The organism is Perlucidibaca sp. (genome assembly GCF_057084925.1).
Window position 1 is genome coordinate 15,283 of record NZ_JBXMRC010000023.1, and the last position, 17,062, is coordinate 32,344.

Consider the following 17,062-nt stretch of genomic DNA (forward strand, 5'->3'; position numbering starts at 1 on the left):
TTGACATTATATTCCTTAAATGACATTGTATTCCGTAAGTGGCCAGCAAGTCACAATTTCGAACACTTAGGATGAATACGGAGCACTGCATGCATGAAGTCATAATTTTGGGCGGAGGTTTTGCCGGCCTAGGTGCTGCCATCAAGCTACGTGAGGCCGGTATTCATGACTTCCTGTTGCTGGAGAAAGCCGATGAGCTTGGCGGCGTTTGGCGTGAAAACACCTATCCTGGCTGTGCCTGCGATGTGCCTTCTGCGCTTTACTCCTACTCTTTTGCGCCTAATCCGGCCTGGAGCCGTGTCTTTGCCGGCCAAGCCGAAATTAAAAACTACCTTCAGTCCACGGCCGAAAAAGCGGGCGTACTCTCACATGTTCGCTTCCAACATGAAGCCCAACGCGCCGGTTGGTCCGATGCCGATGACTGCTGGATTATCCAAACTAACCAAGGCGAGTTTCGTTCTCGATTCGCCATCATGGCCTGCGGCCCGATGCATGAACCTGTACTGCCTAATGTGCCAGGTCTAGAGAGCTTCGGTGGCGACATTTTCCACTCATCGCGCTGGCGACATGACATCGACTTACGCGGAAAGCGTGTTGCGGTGATCGGCACGGGCGCTTCTGCCATTCAGTTTGTGCCGAAAATTCAGCCCCTGGTGAGCCAGCTCAGTGTGTTTCAGCGGACGCCGCACTGGGTTTTACCCAAAATGGATCAAACCTTGCCGCCACTGGTGCAACGCCTGTTTAAGCGTCTGCCCTTGGCACAGCTGACCGTTCGCGGCGCCATCTTTGGCATTTTCGAAACGCTCAATGGCGGCATGCAAAATATAGCGGCCATGAAGCAATTCCAGCGCCTGGCGTTATTCAATTTACGACGCACCGTGAAAGACCCTGAGTTGCGAAATCGCCTCACTCCCAACTACGTTTTGGGTTGCAAACGCATACTGCAATCCAACGACTGGTATCCGGCACTGGTTAAAGCCAATGTCAATGTGATCAGCAGCGCCCTAGCGGAGGTGCGCGGCAAAACGCTGATCGGCGCAGATGGCACTTCGCGTGATGTCGATATCATTATTCTCGGCACCGGATTCGAAGTTGCCGAGCCACCCATCGCCAAGCGCGTGTTCAACCGGCATGGCGTGAGCATGGCGGAAGTTTGGCAAGGCAGCCCTAAAGGCTATATGGGCACGATGGTCGAAGATTGTCCGAATGGCTTTCTCATGTTTGGCCCCAACATCGCGGTCAGCTCGTCCGCTTTCCTCATCATTGAAGCCCAGCTTGCCTACATCATGGACGCCATTAAGCAGGCTCGTGCGAAAGGCATCACCCGCATTGAGACTGACCCCATTCGCCTCGCGGAATACAACCATCGCGTGCAAGCCGCTCTGCAAGATTCGGTTTGGAATCGCGGTGGCTGTAGCAGCTACTTCATTGATAGGAATGGCCGAAACAGCACGGCCTGGCCTTGGAGCACGCTGGAAATGCGCCGGCAGCTAAGTCAGTTCAATCTCGACGAATATCTCACTAAAAAACAAACGGCCTAAGTCAGGAGCTAACAATGACAAACACATCACTGCAAGGCCCACTGAAGAATAAAGTGATTGCCATTACCGGCGGTGGACGCGGCATCGGCCTGGCCATTGCAGAGGCCCTAATCGCCCAAGGTGCACGCGTGAGTATTGGTGATATTGATGTGGAGCTGGCCGAGCGGGAAGCGAAGCGTATCGGGGCTCATGCGGGGCTGCTCGATGTGCGTGATCGCGCCTCATTTGCGGCATTTATTGCCGACACGGAAGCAACACTAGGCCCGCTCTATGCCTTGATTAACAACGCCGGCATCATGCCCATGGGCTATTTTCTGGACGAGGACCCCGCACTGGCGGACGCACAAATCGACATCAATTTCCGTGGCGTCATTCATGGCATGCAAGCAGCCTTACCCGGCTTACTGCAGCGTAGCAGTGGGCATATCGTTAACATTGCCTCGTTGGCAGGACGCTTTGCATTACCCGGCTCTGCCGTTTATACCGGCACCAAATTTGCCGTGGTGGGGATGACGGAAGCCGTCGCGGGGGAATATCGCGACAGTGGCGTGGAGTTCACCTGCATCATGCCGTCAAAAGTGCTCACCGAGCTGACCTCTGGCACTGAAAAAGCCGCCAGCGTCATCCCCGCGGTAACGCCTGAACAGGTCGCAAAAGCCGTGGTTGGCGCGCTGCTGAAACCACGGCTGATGATTGCAGTGCCAGATTATCTGCAGGCTGCACATCGCGCCTACACGGTTATCCCTGGCTGGCTGCAAGAGCGGGGCCGCCGACTCTTCGACGATAATCGTATCCTCACGCAGCTGGATCATGCCGCCCATGCGAGTTATGAACAGCGCATAAATCAACTCGCCCGCTCGGTTAAAAAAGGAAAAACCGCATGAGACTGCCGCAGCCTATCGCCCACAGCTTGGTAAAAACGGCCCTGCGGACGAGCTTCAAATTACCCAGCCTGCTTCCCCTGCCACTGGCCGTGCTTCGCCAGGCCATGGAAGGAGGCGCACTACTTTTTCGACCCCGCGCTGAAGCCATTGTAGAAAAGGCAACGCTAGGAGGCGTTCCGGTCGAACGTATTTCACCACCCGGTCGTGCGGATCGAGTCCTGCTGCATCTCCATGGCGGCGCATTCTTTGCGGGCTCCTCCAATACCCATAGGGCACTGGGCAGTGAGTTGGCTCTGCGTGGCATGGCACAAGTCATCATGGTGGACTACCGACGCGCACCGGAACATCCCTACCCCGCCGCCTTAGAAGATGGGCTAGCGTGCTATCACGCACTGTTGGAAAAAGGCTGGCGCGGCGACCAAATTGTGCTGGGCGGCGACTCCGGCGGTTGCGGGCATATTTTGTCGCTGGCCATCACCCTAAGAGACCGAGGCCTGCCGCTGCCCACCGGTCTGGTCATGATTTCACCGTACTTGGACATCACGCTGAGCTTGCCTTCCGTTAAACGCAATGCCCGTCGCGACCCCATGGTAACGGCTCAAGCACTGCGTCGCGGAGGGGATGGCTTTCGCGGCAAAATCCCTGAAAACGACCCCCGGGTATCCCCACTTTATGCTGAGCTGCGTGGCTTACCGCCGGTGCTCGTGCAAGCGGGCAGCGAAGAAATTTTGCTGGATGACGCCCTTATGTTTAGCGGGCGCGCACAGTCCGCAGGCGTTGATGTGACCTGTCGGATCTATGAAGGCCTCTGGCACAACTTCCAAATGTTCAATGCACTGATCGCAGAGGCGGACACGGCACTGGATGAAATTGGGGCATTTATTCGCACTCAGTAATTTATCCCGTGAGCACAGGGAAGCCACGTTTGACCTTACAGACTGGCCAATTTTTAGCCAGCAGCTGCTTCCCTGCCACAATCCTACTTGCAGCCACGGCCTCAGCTGAGTAGGGTGCAGGCAATTTGCCCATTTGCCTAAGCTCCTATGCACATGACTGAAACCTGGTGGGCCTGGCTAACGCAGAATCCGGATTGGACACTGCTACTCATTTTTGGCCTTGCCGCACTTGAGTCACTGGCCGTCATCGGCTCCATTATTCCGGCTATTCCGGTCATGATTGGTCTGACCTTATTGGCCGGACATATCGGCATTAATGTCTATGAAGTGCTGCTCTATGCGGTGGCGGGCGCCATCGTCGGCGACGGCATCAGTTATGCCATCGGGCATCACTTTAAACACCGCATTGAGCATGTCTGGCCTTTTCGGAAAAATCCGCATTGGTTGGCGGCCAGTAAAGTTTTTGTCGAAAAACACGGCGGCAAAAGCCTGATCTTTGGACGTTTTATTGGTCCTATCCGCGCATTTGTTCCTCTGGCGACTGGCATTTTCCAGATGCCATTTCCACGCTTCCTCTTTTTTAATGTCATTTCCGCCCTGCTTTGGGCTCCGCCGAATATTTTGCCAGGCTATTTTGCCGGTGCTGCCATCGACAACCCACTGCTACCCGGCAAGCATCAGCTCCTTTTTGTGGGCGCCATTCTCATTACTATTGGGACGTTGGTTTGGTTACTGCCCCGCCTTAACAGCCTCACACGGCGTTGGCGACAGCAACATGCGCCGCATAACCACGGGGTATTTGCCTGCGCCGATGGCATTCCAGAAAACCAATTTATGACCTTACTGGTAGGCAGCGTCGGCTTAGTGGGTTTTATCTCGCTGGCTCTGTATTTACCCTTTCTAGCCGACCTTAATGCATGGGTCACAACGGAGTTCACCCGCCTCCGACAGCCCGGTATTGATTGGTTGTTTACGGCATTTACGTTGCTCGCCGATAACCGCGCCTTAATGACCTTGGGCGGCATCGTGGCATTTTGGTTGCTGCTGCGCCGCGAATGGCGGGCTCTCAGTTTTACCGTTGTGGCCAGCCTGTTGTGTTTATTCCTGCCCTCACTGCTGCAAACAGTGTTTGCCCATCCAGGCCCACAGCCCGTCTTTACCATGCGCGACGAGGCCTCCTTCCCCAGTGATCACGCCTTTTCCGTGACCGTGCTATGGGGTTTATTCTATGTCTTTATGACCCGCGATTTTTGGCCCGGTCTCAAGCCTTGGGCACTTGCCGTGAGCCTTACGCTCATTATTTTTACCTCAATTTCACGTGCCTTTTTGGGTCTGCATTGGATCAGTGATGTGATGGCCGGCGTCATGCTCGGTACGGCAGTTGTGGCGGGTCTGCGCTGGTCGTGGTACCGCGGCTCAGGTTTTACCCGGGTTAAGCACTGGGAGCCGACACTCATCATTATGCTTGCGTTGGTTTTGTCGGGCTTCTTGTGGCTGCGTCATAGTTGGGCATCCGCATTAATTCCCTACACCGTTTTAGGCTCAGGTAGCTAAACATGGCATCAACTCGTTTTTTACGAACTCTGGATCGCATTGAGGCGTTAGGGAATCGTCTCCCTCCGCCAGCGTGGCTCTTCGTTTGGCTCTGCGGCATCGTGCTGATTGCCTCCGCCATTGCCGCGGGCCTAGGCTGGCAAGCCACTTGGCCGGATGGCAGCAAGACCATTTCCGCCGTTAATCTGATCTCTCTGATCGGGTTGAACCATTTGTTCAACGACACCGTGACCAACTTCACCAGTTTTGCGCCTGTCGGCAATGTCGTGGTGGCCATGCTCGGCTTAGGGCTGGCTGAACGCTCAGGCTTACTCGCAGGTCTCCTGTCATCGCTGGTTCGCCTCAGCGGTGTGCGCGCATTGCCAACAGTCGTTGCACTGGCCGGTGTGTTGTCAAGCATTGCCGTGGATGCCGGCTACGTGGTGGTCATCCCCCTCGCCGGCCTGCTCTTTCAACGCGCAGGGCTGCCGCCCTTAGCCGGGATTGCCTGCGCCTTTGCTGGCGTTTCAGGCGGCTTTTCTGCCAATGTGCTGATTGGCCCCGTTGATGCCCTGCTTGCCGGCATAGCCAGCGAAGCCTTGCAAACGGTGAAGCCTGGCGCGGAAGTGGCTGTCACCGCGAATTACTTTTTTATGCTGGCGTCCACGCTCTGGGTAACCCTGATCGTGTCCTGGGTCAATCATCAATTTGTCATGCCTCGATTGTCGGCCACAGCATCGACTGCGATGAGCGCGTCCGATGAGCTTGCCGATAGCCATTTGCACCTAGGCGGAGCCCGTGCGGTACTGCTGTGGACACTGGCTGTGCTGGCCTTCGCGCTCGCGGGCTTGCTCCCTGCGGATGGCTTTTTGCGCGGGGAAGATGGCAGCGTCGCGAAGTCGCCACTAATCAAAGGCGTGGTGGTATTGGTCGCTATTTACGCGGGGATTGCCGGCATTCTCTATGCGCGGGTAAGCCAGCGTTGGGCTCGCAGCAGCGATGCCATTCCCGCCTTAGAGGAAACCCTGAAAACCTTAGCCAGCTATCTGGTGCTGATGTTTTTTGCCGCGCAATTTGTTGCCTATTTTCAGTGGAGCCAGATCGGGCAACTCGTTGCCATTACCGGCGCTGAACAGCTCAAAACCATGGATTGGTCGCCGGTGGTGTTATTGCTGATGTTTGTTTTATTCACAGTCACGCTGGATTTGTTGATTGGCTCGGCTTCGGCGAAATGGGCGCTGATGGCTCCCATATTTATCCCCATGTTCTTTCTCGCCGGCATTCCGGCTGAAGGCACCTTGGCGGCCTATCGCGTCGGAGACAGCGTCGCCAACATCATCACTCCGCTCATGCCGTATTTTGCGATGGTCGTGGCCTTTGCCCAGCGCTTCGAGCCGAAAGCGGGCATCGGCACACTCATGGCCATGATGCTGCCTTACTCGCTAGCGCTGTTGATTGGCTGGGGCGGCCTGCTTGCGCTCTGGCTGAGCATGGGCTGGCCGTTGGGACCGGGCTGAACTCCGCCACCTGCGCATCCCCGACACGGGAAAACACGCCGTGAATACGTCCCTGTAGGCTCTCATGCGCCATCCATGGCGCATGACGGTTTTCCCGTGTCGGGGATGCGCGGGTGAGGTGAAAGCGTTAGCGTTCGGTGCTGCTTTTACCGGCTTGAAGGAGCTTTTGGCGGCGCTCGCCGGCTTTGCGGAACAGGCCGATGGCTTTGTTGCCGAGCTGTGGCAGATTACCCGCTAGTTTCGCGGTAGTGCCTCGCCAAGCCGGCAGTGCAATCTCAAACGGACGATCCCGTAGTACAGGCCCGAGGATGGCGGCAACAACTTCTTGCGCCGTCAGTGCGCGCGGGCCGGAGAAGGTCAGCGCGGTCTGCGGCTTGCCTTGTTGGATGTCTAGCATGGGTGTCTGCACCGCGTCCGGGCACACGGCCGTTACGGCGATGCCTTTGTCGGCAAGCTCCATGGCCGCAACCAGTGAATAGCCGCGCACAGCAAACTTGCTGGCGCTGTAGAGACCGATACCGGGCACCGGCGACAAACCTGCCAGCGACGCAATATTGATGATGTGGCCCTGACCGCGCGCGAGCATGCTGGGCAAGACGGCCTGAGTGCCAAAAATCACACCTTTCACATTAATGTCGAAGTGGAAATCGACTTCGGCTGCCGTGGCATCTTGCACCCAGTTTTCTTTCAACACACCCGCAATGTTGGCCAGCACATCGACTGCGCCATCCTCCGCTTCAACTTGAGCCACTAAGCTTTTCCAAGCTTCGGCATCGCGAACGTCTAAGGTTTCCACGCGCAGCTGCGCAGACGCACCGGCCAATGCCTTTAGCGCCTGCAAACCGGCAGGCTGAACATCACAGGCACAAACACGATCTCCACGCGCCAGCAGTTGCTTAGCCAACTCCTGACCAATGCCCGAGGCTGCCCCTGAAACGATCCAATGCAGGCTCATGCTGCGACTCCTGATTTCAAGGTCAATTGACCAAACTCTTGCTCACCCACGGTGGCTGTTGGCGCGGTGCCGGGGAAGAGCCAGAACGCACTCACTTCCGACGACGGCGCCACATTCGGGAAGCGCTCATCCTTGGGATTCGGGCCGGCCACGCTCTTTTCCTGAACCATGGAGATGTACTGATCCACCACATATTCCATGGTGTTGCCGTTGATGATGATTTCGGCACCGGTCTGCTTCGCAAATGCCGCGAGACCGGGCGTGGTGGAATGCTTGGGCTCGTAGGCATCTAAACTCACGCCGTTCTCGCTGGTCACAATTAGGCCCGTGTCGGTGTGCGAAACAATGGAGTGATTACCTTCGGTATGCCCCTTGGTGCGCATAATGGCCACCGAGCCATCGCCCAGCGCCACACTGTCGTCGAGCAAGATCAGCTTGCTCTCGGGCACGGCGGCGATGCCATCCGGGCAATACCATTGGTTCTGCCACGGAATCAGCGCCTGCGCACTCTCCCACTCCTCGCGCATCACCAAGAGCTTGGCATTTGGAAACAGCGCGGACTGGCCGTTACCACCAAGCCAGCGCGTCACATTCTGCGTATGCAAATGATCATAGGTGATGTAGTCAACGTCCTCAGGGCTAAGACCAATGCTTTTAAGGCAGTCCAGCACGGTCGCTGTCTTGCGAACGATGAGCTTATCCATCACACCCGTAAATCGCCCGGCCTGTTGATCTAGCTGGGCAAAAAACGGCGTTTCGCGTTGATGCTCCCAGTCTGAAGGCCCGACCAGCAGCGTCTTAAGGCCTTCACTGGAATCAAACTGAATCACACTCAAACGGTTGCACAAATGCACAAACGGCGTCGGCAAACTGAACGCATTGAGGTAGGCAAATTTGGCCGGATACGGGACGCGCACGAGCTCGAAGGATTTGTAAAAGCGCACCTTGGGTTTGGCCAACATGTCGCGGCGAAAATCCTTGGCGGCTTCACGCACATTGTCGACGCGAGCCATGGGGCGACGGGCATCGCGCGTGCCATCAAAGTGTTTCAGGGGCTGCAAAACGGTCATGCCTAGTCCTCAACAATCCGGATAAAAATCACGCCTAGCTGACTTGCCAAACGAGCAATCTGTGGCAGACTGTAAATCCAACAAGAAATCTTGTCAAAATAACTTATGGCTGTGATGTTCACCGATGCTGCGCTACCCAACACGCCTCGCGATGCTGAAAAACCGGCTCGCGCGTATCGTGGTGTAGCGCCTGAACAACGCAGAGCAGAACGCCAACAGCGCCTACTCGCGGCGGCTTTGGAACTGTTTGCGCGGCAAGGCTATGCGCGCACCACCATCGAACAGCTCTGTTCCGAGGCCAAGGTCACAGCACGTCACTTCTACGCCATCTACCCCTCGCGTGAAGCCCTGCTCACCGACCTCTACGACCGCATCTTGCAGGATCTGCGTGAAGCCGCGTTGCTGGCCATTCATGCCCCCGAGCAAAGTTTCGAAGAAAAGATCCCCCGTGCCATGCAAGCACTGATTACCCACTACTTGGCAGATAGCCGACTCGCTCGGGTCGGTGTGCTGGAATCCGTTGGTGTCAGCGCCGCCATGGAAAAGCGACGACGTGCGGCCATTCATGACATGGCTGGGGTGATAGAAGGCTTCGTCAATGCCATGGTCAGCCGAGGCGAGTTGCCCGCGCATAACTACCACCTCGTTTGCGTAGCCCTCGTGGGGGGCATCAATGAACTCCTGGCCGAATGGCTCACCGTTCCCGAGCCGCCCAGCATCACTCAGCTAAGCCATGAAATCATTCGGATTTTTTACGCCTTGATACGTGGCAGCGCCGTCCTGCCCCCCACCCTATTCACTCAGGAAATCACCTCATGACAACGCTTGCGATTACCGGCATCGGCGGCTTCATTGGATTGCGCATGGCCGAACGCGCACTGGCGCTGGGCTGGCAGGTTCAAGGCATGGATCACTCGCTCATCGCGGCAGAACGCGCGCATGCGTTAGGCATCCAAGTTACCGTCGGCGACATCAATGATGAAGCCACACTGCAGGCCACCTTTGCCGGGGCCGATGTGGTTTTTCATACCGCGGCCATTGTGGAGGAAGACGGTCCCCGTGAGGCTTATGAGCGGGTGAATGTGGAAGGCACGCGCAGTGTCTGCCGGGTAGCGCAGTCGCAGGGCGTGAAGCAATTGGTGCATTTATCTTCGGTCATGGTCTATGGCTTTGACTATCCGGCCGATGTCACCGAAGACGGCCCGTTAAACGGGCAAGGCAATGTGTACAACGACACCAAGTTGGCCAGCGAGCAAGTTGCCCTGACGTTTAACACCGCCGATTTTGCGGTGATCGTGATAAGGCCCGGCGATGTCTATGGCGCAGGCAGCGTACCTTGGGTGCAGCGTCCCATCGACTTGATTCGGCGGGGGCTGTTCGTGTTGCCGGATTTCGGACGCGGGGTGATCAATCATGTGCATGTCGACAACCTGCTCGATGGCATTTTTCTGGCCTTGGAAAAAGCGCAGGGCGGCTCCGTGTTTACCCTCAGTGACGGCGTCGCCACGCCTTGCCATACCTTCTTTGCCTATCACGCTAAAATGGCGGGCAAAAAACGTGTGCCGGCACTGCCCGCTTGGGCGCTTAACGCCTTTTTGGCAGCCAGTGCGCCTGTGCTCAAGCTGCTCGGCCAAAAACCGTTGGCCAGCCCCGCGGCCATGAAGTTTCTTTTAAGACGCCATCGTTACAGTATTGCCAAAGCTCAGCGTGAACTGGGCTATACCCCGAAAATTTCACTCGCCGATGGCATGGCGGACATTGCTCGGAGCCAAACAACATGACCACTGTCAGCCATCGTGGTGTGCAGGATGCCCTGCGCTTTCACCTCGCATTTTTTGCCCTGGCCATCCCCAGTGCGCTGCTGTCGCAAGGCGCCACCTTGGGCTGGGCCATTTTGCTGTTGGCCGCGGCCTACAACTTAGCCTTGCCGCTCATGTGCTATTGGCGAGGGCATCGCCAAGGCCTGAATCTCTGGCTATTTTTACTGCCCTTATCCATCGCACTGCCCTGTGCAGACTGGATGCTGGTGAAACAAATGGGCACGCTCACCTTCCCAGATCACGGTATCTATCGTCTCGGCGGTGCCGTTCCGATCTACTTCATGGGCTTGTGGATCATGCTGCTCTGGCCGTTGTGCTGGCTAGCGCAAGCCACTCGTTTCCCATACAGCGTTAGCGCGGTGGGTGGCTTAGCCGCCTTCCTGACGTGGGAATGGGCCGCCCGCCCCATGAATTTGTGGCATGCCCAAGACGTGCAGCAAATCGCTGGCTTTGCGCTCTACCCCCTCATTCCAGAGATGCTTCTGGTCTTGGCCGCCCTCTGGATATGGCGCCAGCACGGTCGCTCGACCTTGCCGGTACGCCTTTTCTGCGCTGTCAGCGTGGCCATTTTTTATGCCGGCGCCCTGTCACTCGCGCTGCTTTGGATAGGCTAAGCCCTTCGTCGTCTCCACTCAATTTTAGGCTGTTCACCATGACTCACGACTTACTTGCACAACCCTTTACCCTGCCCTGCGGTGTCACGCTTCCAAACCGTCTAGCTAAAGCCGCCATGACCGAAGGCCTGGCCGATGCCCAGCAACGCGCCACCGAGCGCTTGAATTCGCTCTATCGCCGCTGGTCCGAAGGCGGCTCAGGGTTGCTCATAACCGGTAATGTGCAAGTGGATCGTGAGGTCTTAGAGCGCCCGGGCAATGTGGTGATTACGTTAGAGACCGAGCAAGACAGCGTGGCCATGGCACGACTGCAGGCCTGGGCCGAGGCAGGCACCGTTAATGGCAACCAACTGTGGATGCAGATCAATCACGCGGGTCGTCAATCGCCGCGCTATGTCACCCGCCATCCTGTTGCGCCGTCTGCCGTTAAACTCGATCTCATGGGCAACTACGCCTCACCTCGAGCACTCACCGAAGCAGAGATTCTCGGCCTCATTCAGCGCTATGCCCATGCCGCTCGCGTCGCACAGAAAACGGGCTTTACCGGCGTGCAAATTCATTCGGCGCACGGCTACTTGCTGTCGTCCTTTTTATCGCCCATCACCAATCAACGCACCGATGCCTGGGGCGGCTCTTTAGCCAATCGCGCCCGCTTTCTGCTCGAAACGGTACGTGCGACACGGGCGGCTGTCGGCCCGCATTACCCCGTTGCGATCAAGCTCAATTCAGATGACTTCCGCCAAGGGGGGTTCTCTCACGAGGAATGCCTACAGGTCGTGGCCTGGTTGAATGACTTGCAGGTGGATCTGTTAGAAATTTCTGGCGGCACCTACGAGCAGCCCAAGCTGCTGGGCCACACCGGACGCAGCGACTCCATCAAAACGGAAACGGTGGCGGTTCGCACCAGCACACGCCAACGCGAGGCCTACTTCCTTGAATACGCTGCGGCAATTCGCCAAGTCGCCACCATGCCCTTGATGGTCACGGGCGGCTTCCGCAGCCGAGAGGCCATGGAGCAGGCACTAAAAGCCGGCGACTGCGATGTCATCGGTCTGGGGCGCCCCCTCTGCACCGACCCCAACACCGTCAACGACTTACTCAGCGGGAACATTGATCGCGTGGCTACGTATGAGCACACCCTCCGTTTGGCTGCCAAAGGGCTGTTTTCACCCGCAAGCCCGGTGCTGCCCCTCAAGCTCATTAATGTCATTGGTGGCCAAGCCTGGTACTACCAACAAATATTCCGCTTGGCTGATGGCCTGGAAGCCGACCCCAAGATGGGCTTACTGCGCGCACTCACCGGCTACTACGGCGATGAATTACGCCAAGCGTGGCGCATTCGTCACTAAGCCATAGATCGTTGCGGCTCGCGTTTGTCCTAGCGCGAGCCCACGACCAAGGTCGCTACACTTAGCGCATCTCATGGCTTGAAGGGTTAGCACGCGACATGACTGCCGTAAAAAAAATTGCCGTGATTGGCGCGGGCATTGCCGGACTGTCCTGCGCTCAACGCTTACAGGCTACTGGCCACCATGTCACTGTGTTCGAAAAGAGCCGTGGCGCAGCCGGTCGTATGAGCACAAAGCGTGGTGAAGCTGAAAATGGCAACGCCTGGCAATGTGATACCGGCGCACAGTACTTCACCGCACGCGATCCCCGCTTTCATGCTGAGGTTCAGCGCTGGGTAAGTCTGGGCTTGGCTGCCGCGTGGGATCCTGAACTGCAAGTATTTGGCTCCTTGCCAGAGGCATCTGAAGCAAACGCCACCCAAGCTAAGCCTCAGCGCTTTGTCGGTACTCCACGCATGACAGCGCCCGCACGACACTTGGCCGCGACACTGAACGTGAAAAGCCAAACCACGATCCAAGCCATAAAGAAGCATGAAGAGCAATGGCAACTCCGCAGTGCCGAGCACGATTGGCTCGACGACACCTACGATGCCGTTGTGCTGGCCGTGCCTGCACCGCAAGCCCAACCTCTGCTTCGCCCCATTCATCTTGGCTTAGCCGAGCTGGCTAGCTCTGCGCCGATGCGCGGCAGCTGGGCGCTCATGTTGCGCTATCACGAGCCTATGAAGCTGGCCTTCCAAGCCGCGTTTGTTAACCACGGCCCCTTACGCTGGGTGGCGGAAGACAGCCAAAAGCCGGGACGAAACGGCCAACACTGTTGGTTACTTCATGCTAGCGCGGAATGGAGTGAGGCCCACATTGAAGCCACCGGCGACGCAGTGGCCGCGCCGCTTATTGCGGCATTTATCAGTCTGGGTGGGCGCACGCCAGATGCTTGGAGCGCGCATCGTTGGCGCTACGCCGACACCGCTAAACCCTTGAGCGTGGGTGCGGTGTGGGAAGCGCAGGCAGGGCTAGGACTGTGTGGGGATTGGCTCAATGGAGGCAAAGTAGAAGGTGCCTGGCTGAGTGGCCAAAGCCTGGCAGAGCAAATCCTCACCGCGACTTAATCGTCACGCGTGAGGACTTCGAGTAGCTCAATTTCAAAATTCAATGGGCTGTTGGGCTTGATGTGTGCGCCCACTTGGCGCTCGCCATAAGCCAAATGCGCGGGCACATGCAATTGACGCTTGCCGCCCACTTTCATGCCCATCAAACCTAAGTCCCAACCTTTAATCACGCGACCCGTTCCAATCACGCATTGAAACGGCTGGCCGCGGGACCATGATGAGTCAAACTCGGTGCCATCGATTAAAGTGCCTCGGTAATGCGCGCGGATCAGCGCGCCTTTCACCACGGCCTTACCCTCGCCCAGCACCAGATCCACTACCTGTAACTCATCGCTCATCATCAACACCCTAGCCTAGTCCATCGCGACGGTGTTTTACCGTATTCCCGGTCTGCTATCTAGCTTGACGAGGTCATATCTGCTGCCGTGCCATCGATCATCTCCTGAAAATCGTCCAGCGTCAGTGCTCGTCCTGAGGCCAAAATCTCCCGAATTTTCGGGATATACACCTGCATGGCTCGACGCGTATTAGCCTGCGAGGCCACCGCCAGAAACGCGTTCTTTTCCACTGCCATGCCCTGATCCCAGCTCTGCGAAGCCGCCTGATACACTGCCTGCTTGATCGCCCGCACGGCAAACGGCGAGCGCGTCGCCATACGCTGCGCCAAGACCATGGCCTCATCAGCTAACGCCTCTACCGGCACCACCCGATTAATCATGCCCAGCGCAAGAGCCTCGGCCGGCGTCAGTGGCCTACCCTCAAGGCAATGCTCCAGCGCCTTAGCCACACCGAGGCTACGCGTGAGAAATTGTGTGCCGCCACCGCCAGGAATAAGGCCAATGAGAATTTCCGGCTGGCCTATCATGACGCCAGTGCTGGCATCCCCCTCGATCATCAGGCGCAAATCGCAGGCCAGTGCCAGCTCGCAACCACCGCCCATGGCGCGACCATTGATGGCGGCGATAAAGACCTTATTCATGGCCCGCATGCGCGCCGTCACTTCATGAAAGATGTTCATGTCCGACACGCCGGCCATGGGCGTATGGCTGAGCAACTTGCGCGTTCCCGGAATGTGATCGAGCAGGCTTTCACTGCGCGTCAGTACTTGCACCAAGCCTGCCGACATGGGGAACGGAATTGACTCCACGGCCTGCTCGATATCATCCACATCAAAATGGGTGAGGAACACGCCCTCGACCGCACTGGTGATGATGACCGCACCAATGTCTTGGCGACTTTCCAACGCGACCAGCTGCTGATTCAACTCAGCCATGATGGCCGCCGTGAGGAAGTTGGCCGGCGGATTATTGATGGCAAGGGTCATGACACGACCCTGCTCGCTCACCTGCAACAGCGAGGATTTTTTCTGGCTCATTAGGCTCTCCAATTATTAACGCAAGATCATGCAAGTGGCCGTCGCAAAGGCATACAGCACGCCATTGTCATCGCGGATGCTGCCTTCCGAAATCACGAGCCGGCTGCTCACATTGATGACTTTACCCTCGGCCCGCAGCGTCTTGTGAAAGGGGATGGCCTTGCACATCTTCACATTGAGCTCGATGGTGCCGTAGCTCTCGCCCGCCGCCAGCGCCGTGTGGGTGGCGCAGCCGGTGACCGAATCCAGCACCGTCGCAGCAAAACCGCCGTGCACGCCGCCGAGCGGATTGCTGTGCGTCTCATTCGCCGTACAGCTGAACACCACCCGCCCGGACTCCACGGTCTCGGGCTGCATCGGCATGATCTTGGCGATGCCCGGTGCCGGCACTAGGCCTTGTGCAAACGCCTGCATGATCTCCAGGCCCGTCATGGTTTTGATACTCATCAAATAACTCCAGAAATGTGATGACGGCCTCAGGCCGCATTCGCCAGTACGCCCGGCGAGGCATGGATATAGGCCAGCGCTTCTTGTGTGGATGCCTCGTGCAAGGGGTTGTAATCACGGCGCAGGAAGCGCGCGCCATGCATCAAGAACCACGGAAACGATGGCGAGTTTCCCGCCTGAGCCGCCTTGTAGAAAGCCTTCCAGAAGCCGAGGCCAAGCACGCGGGCATCTCGCTTGGGAACCGCCGGATCCAGCTGCATGAGCTTGGCCGTGCCATCAATAAACAGATAACTTAGCAGCGGCATGACCACCGCCATCAGCGCCGCCCGCGTTGGCAGGTTGCCGCCCAGGTGCTGGTACAAATCAAAGGCCACGGTGCGATGCTCCATCTCCTCGGCGCCATGCCAGCGGAAGAGATCGGCCACCACCGGGTCGGCATCGCTGTATTCCCAGTTCTTCGCACGCAGCACGAAAACGCCGAGCGCGCAGGTGTAATGCTCCACCGCCGCGATGATGCCAATCCGCATGATTAGCCACTGCTTCTGCAGGAACTTCGGCACGGCATAGCCGAACGGCTTGGCCGCCAGCAACTCCTTAAACAGCCACTCGCCGCGCTGCACGATGGCATCCGGATCAATGCCGTGCGGGTTCAGATAGGCCTTAATCGAGTCCTCATGTGCCCGTGAATGAATCGCTTCCTGCTGAATAAATGCCTTCACATCTTCGCGCAGACGCTCATCGGTTACCTGCGGCAGCGCCTCGGCGAACGCGCGACAAAAAAAGAACTCGCCCGGCACTAGCAAATAACTGAACTCGTTGATGGCGTGGCTGGAAAAGACATCGTTCGGCAGCCAATGCAGCGGTGCGCCGCTCCAGTCAAAACGGACCTTGCGCGGGAGAATGCGAGTATCGGCAGACGACGCTGCCTTGTGTTCAATAGCTGACATGAGCGGACTCCAGCTGGCTGACAAAGGTGGCAATCGGTTCCACAAAAAGCTCGGGATGGGTCATCGCGCCCCAATGGCCGGTGGCCAGCTCACGGCGTGTCAGATTCGGCACCCACTCGGCAAGGCCGTCTAGCAAATGTGCTGGCACGAAGCGGTCTTGCATTTGAACCAGCAACTGCACCGGCGTGTGCGTTACACGCGGCTCTGGTTTCATCAGCGCCTGCGTCAAATTGGCGCGATATAGGCCTAGCCCTTGCACGCCATCGGCGACCAGCGTGGCCTCGGGCGCAGTGTTTACTCCCTCAGCGGTTTTCAGAAACCACGGCCACAGACGCGGCATAGCCAAACGCCAGGTCAGTTCCGGCACCACCGGCAGCTGAAACGCACCCATGTATAGCGAGCCCAGCATCTGCTTGCCGGCCTGCAACATGCCTTGCAGCGAACCGCCCTGAAGCCGGCGCTGAAACCAGACCCCCACATGATCAAGGCTAGGTGCCGCCGTGCTGAACGAAGCAATTCGCCCCGCCATTAAGGGTGACTCCACCGCTTTCCAGCCTTGCAAGGAGCCCCAATCGCTGCCGATCAAATGCACCGGCTTGTTCGGGCTGACGGCATCGGCCACGGCCGCGAGATCAGCAATCAAATACTGAAACTGGTAGGGGTTGATGCCTTGTGGCGCTTCCGATGCGCCGGCACCACGAACATCGTAGGTCACTACATGGAAACGATCCGCCAACGGCGCGGCAATGGCATCCCACAGCGCACTGGTGTCGGGATAACCGTGAATGAAAATCAGGCACGGATGCGCCGTGTCACCACGGCTTTGCACCGCGAGAGATACCGGCCCGGATTGCACCCGAAAGTGTCGAACGGTTGAAGCTGAAGAAAGACTCATGAATAAATTCCTGCATGACTGATGACAAAAATGCCCAATCAAAGTAAGTTCTAAAAAGGAACTTGTCAACAACAAGTCAGGGCACTAAAGTCCTAGCGCTTTTCCGGCAG

General features: G+C 57.5%; 17 protein-coding genes. 10 read left to right on the top strand and 7 right to left on the bottom strand.

Features of this window, described 5'->3' with window-relative positions; translation table 11 throughout:
* Positions 1-89 precede the first annotated feature (89 nt).
* The 5 genes from AC14IB_RS06645 (at position 90) to AC14IB_RS06665 (ending at position 6,371) form a co-directional block, all read left to right on the top strand.
* Complete coding sequence (locus AC14IB_RS06645; protein ID WP_484231142.1) at positions 90-1,541, top strand: flavin-containing monooxygenase; 1,452 nt, start codon at positions 90-92, stop codon at positions 1,539-1,541.
* Positions 1,542-1,555: 14 nt separating this feature from the next.
* Entirely contained in the window at positions 1,556-2,425 is an 870-nt protein-coding gene (locus tag AC14IB_RS06650; RefSeq protein ID WP_484231143.1) for an SDR family oxidoreductase, read from the top strand.
* Positions 2,422-3,321, top strand: a complete 900-nt coding sequence (locus tag AC14IB_RS06655; protein ID WP_484231144.1) for an alpha/beta hydrolase — start codon at positions 2,422-2,424, stop codon at positions 3,319-3,321. The genes AC14IB_RS06650 and AC14IB_RS06655 overlap by 4 nt, the downstream gene beginning before the upstream one ends.
* A gap of 153 nt (positions 3,322-3,474) precedes the next feature.
* On the top strand, positions 3,475-4,875 hold the full coding sequence (locus AC14IB_RS06660; RefSeq protein WP_484231145.1) for a VTT domain-containing protein: 1,401 nt from the start codon (positions 3,475-3,477) through the stop codon (positions 4,873-4,875).
* A 2-nt stretch (positions 4,876-4,877) separates the two neighbouring features.
* The gene (locus AC14IB_RS06665) at positions 4,878-6,371 is read left to right on the top strand and encodes an AbgT family transporter (protein WP_484231146.1); all 1,494 of its coding nucleotides are present in this window, start codon (positions 4,878-4,880) and stop codon (positions 6,369-6,371) included.
* Between the two features lie 127 nt (positions 6,372-6,498).
* On the opposite strand, the gene AC14IB_RS06670 is transcribed toward AC14IB_RS06665, so the two are convergent.
* A complete protein-coding gene (locus AC14IB_RS06670; RefSeq protein ID WP_484231147.1) occupies positions 6,499-7,326 on the bottom strand; it encodes an SDR family NAD(P)-dependent oxidoreductase in 828 nt (275 codons plus the stop codon).
* On the bottom strand, positions 7,323-8,396 hold the full coding sequence (locus AC14IB_RS06675; RefSeq protein WP_484231148.1) for an MBL fold metallo-hydrolase: 1,074 nt from the start codon (positions 8,394-8,396) through the stop codon (positions 7,323-7,325). Before AC14IB_RS06675 ends, AC14IB_RS06670 begins: the two co-directional genes overlap by 4 nt.
* A 105-nt stretch (positions 8,397-8,501) precedes the next feature.
* On the opposite strand from AC14IB_RS06675, the gene AC14IB_RS06680 reads away from it, so the two are divergent.
* The 5 genes from AC14IB_RS06680 to AC14IB_RS06700 all read left to right on the top strand — a co-directional run bounded on the left by AC14IB_RS06680 (position 8,502) and on the right by AC14IB_RS06700 (position 13,288).
* Positions 8,502-9,215, top strand: coding sequence for a TetR/AcrR family transcriptional regulator (locus tag AC14IB_RS06680; protein ID WP_484231149.1), 714 nt, complete (start codon positions 8,502-8,504; stop codon positions 9,213-9,215).
* Positions 9,212-10,177, top strand: a complete 966-nt coding sequence (locus AC14IB_RS06685; RefSeq protein ID WP_484231150.1) for an NAD-dependent epimerase/dehydratase family protein — start codon at positions 9,212-9,214, stop codon at positions 10,175-10,177. The genes AC14IB_RS06680 and AC14IB_RS06685 overlap by 4 nt, the downstream gene beginning before the upstream one ends.
* On the top strand, positions 10,174-10,830 hold the full coding sequence (locus tag AC14IB_RS06690; protein ID WP_484231151.1) for a DUF6989 domain-containing protein: 657 nt from the start codon (positions 10,174-10,176) through the stop codon (positions 10,828-10,830). Before AC14IB_RS06685 ends, AC14IB_RS06690 begins: the two co-directional genes overlap by 4 nt.
* 38 nt (positions 10,831-10,868) lie before the next feature.
* Entirely contained in the window at positions 10,869-12,179 is a 1,311-nt protein-coding gene (locus AC14IB_RS06695; protein ID WP_484231152.1) for an NADH:flavin oxidoreductase/NADH oxidase family protein, read from the top strand.
* Positions 12,180-12,277: 98 nt separating this feature from the next.
* Complete coding sequence (locus tag AC14IB_RS06700; protein ID WP_484231153.1) at positions 12,278-13,288, top strand: NAD(P)/FAD-dependent oxidoreductase; 1,011 nt, start codon at positions 12,278-12,280, stop codon at positions 13,286-13,288.
* On the opposite strand, the gene AC14IB_RS06705 is transcribed toward AC14IB_RS06700, so the two are convergent.
* The 5 genes from AC14IB_RS06705 to AC14IB_RS06725 are packed head-to-tail and all read right to left on the bottom strand — an operon-like array spanning position 13,285 to position 16,952.
* On the bottom strand, positions 13,285-13,626 hold the full coding sequence (locus tag AC14IB_RS06705) for an FKBP-type peptidyl-prolyl cis-trans isomerase (RefSeq protein ID WP_484231154.1): 342 nt from the start codon (positions 13,624-13,626) through the stop codon (positions 13,285-13,287). The genes AC14IB_RS06700 and AC14IB_RS06705 overlap by 4 nt on opposite strands.
* Positions 13,627-13,685: 59 nt before the next feature.
* Positions 13,686-14,663: an enoyl-CoA hydratase/isomerase family protein gene (locus tag AC14IB_RS06710; RefSeq protein WP_484231155.1), complete on the bottom strand. Its 978-nt coding sequence runs from the start codon at positions 14,661-14,663 to the stop codon at positions 13,686-13,688.
* Positions 14,664-14,678: 15 nt separating this feature from the next.
* Entirely contained in the window at positions 14,679-15,110 is a 432-nt protein-coding gene (locus tag AC14IB_RS06715) for a PaaI family thioesterase (protein WP_484231156.1), read from the bottom strand.
* A 29-nt stretch (positions 15,111-15,139) separates the two neighbouring features.
* A complete protein-coding gene (locus AC14IB_RS06720; RefSeq protein WP_484231157.1) occupies positions 15,140-16,057 on the bottom strand; it encodes a metal-dependent hydrolase in 918 nt (305 codons plus the stop codon).
* Positions 16,044-16,952, bottom strand: coding sequence for an alpha/beta fold hydrolase (locus AC14IB_RS06725; protein WP_484231158.1), 909 nt, complete (start codon positions 16,950-16,952; stop codon positions 16,044-16,046). The genes AC14IB_RS06720 and AC14IB_RS06725 overlap by 14 nt, the downstream gene beginning before the upstream one ends.
* Between the last annotated feature and the right edge of the window lie 110 nt (positions 16,953-17,062).

Coding starts and splice junctions, on each gene's coding strand:
- AC14IB_RS06645 (WP_484231142.1), top strand. CDS start 90: ATGCATGAAGTCATAATTTTGGGCGGAGGTTTTGCCGGCCTAGGTGCT.
- AC14IB_RS06650 (WP_484231143.1), top strand. CDS start 1,556: ATGACAAACACATCACTGCAAGGCCCACTGAAGAATAAAGTGATTGCC.
- AC14IB_RS06655 (WP_484231144.1), top strand. CDS start 2,422: ATGAGACTGCCGCAGCCTATCGCCCACAGCTTGGTAAAAACGGCCCTG.
- AC14IB_RS06660 (WP_484231145.1), top strand. CDS start 3,475: ATGACTGAAACCTGGTGGGCCTGGCTAACGCAGAATCCGGATTGGACA.
- AC14IB_RS06665 (WP_484231146.1), top strand. CDS start 4,878: ATGGCATCAACTCGTTTTTTACGAACTCTGGATCGCATTGAGGCGTTA.
- AC14IB_RS06670 (WP_484231147.1), bottom strand. CDS start 7,326: ATGAGCCTGCATTGGATCGTTTCAGGGGCAGCCTCGGGCATTGGTCAG.
- AC14IB_RS06675 (WP_484231148.1), bottom strand. CDS start 8,396: ATGACCGTTTTGCAGCCCCTGAAACACTTTGATGGCACGCGCGATGCC.
- AC14IB_RS06680 (WP_484231149.1), top strand. CDS start 8,502: ATGGCTGTGATGTTCACCGATGCTGCGCTACCCAACACGCCTCGCGAT.
- AC14IB_RS06685 (WP_484231150.1), top strand. CDS start 9,212: ATGACAACGCTTGCGATTACCGGCATCGGCGGCTTCATTGGATTGCGC.
- AC14IB_RS06690 (WP_484231151.1), top strand. CDS start 10,174: ATGACCACTGTCAGCCATCGTGGTGTGCAGGATGCCCTGCGCTTTCAC.
- AC14IB_RS06695 (WP_484231152.1), top strand. CDS start 10,869: ATGACTCACGACTTACTTGCACAACCCTTTACCCTGCCCTGCGGTGTC.
- AC14IB_RS06700 (WP_484231153.1), top strand. CDS start 12,278: ATGACTGCCGTAAAAAAAATTGCCGTGATTGGCGCGGGCATTGCCGGA.
- AC14IB_RS06705 (WP_484231154.1), bottom strand. CDS start 13,626: ATGAGCGATGAGTTACAGGTAGTGGATCTGGTGCTGGGCGAGGGTAAG.
- AC14IB_RS06710 (WP_484231155.1), bottom strand. CDS start 14,663: ATGAGCCAGAAAAAATCCTCGCTGTTGCAGGTGAGCGAGCAGGGTCGT.
- AC14IB_RS06715 (WP_484231156.1), bottom strand. CDS start 15,110: ATGAGTATCAAAACCATGACGGGCCTGGAGATCATGCAGGCGTTTGCA.
- AC14IB_RS06720 (WP_484231157.1), bottom strand. CDS start 16,057: ATGTCAGCTATTGAACACAAGGCAGCGTCGTCTGCCGATACTCGCATT.
- AC14IB_RS06725 (WP_484231158.1), bottom strand. CDS start 16,952: ATGAGTCTTTCTTCAGCTTCAACCGTTCGACACTTTCGGGTGCAATCC.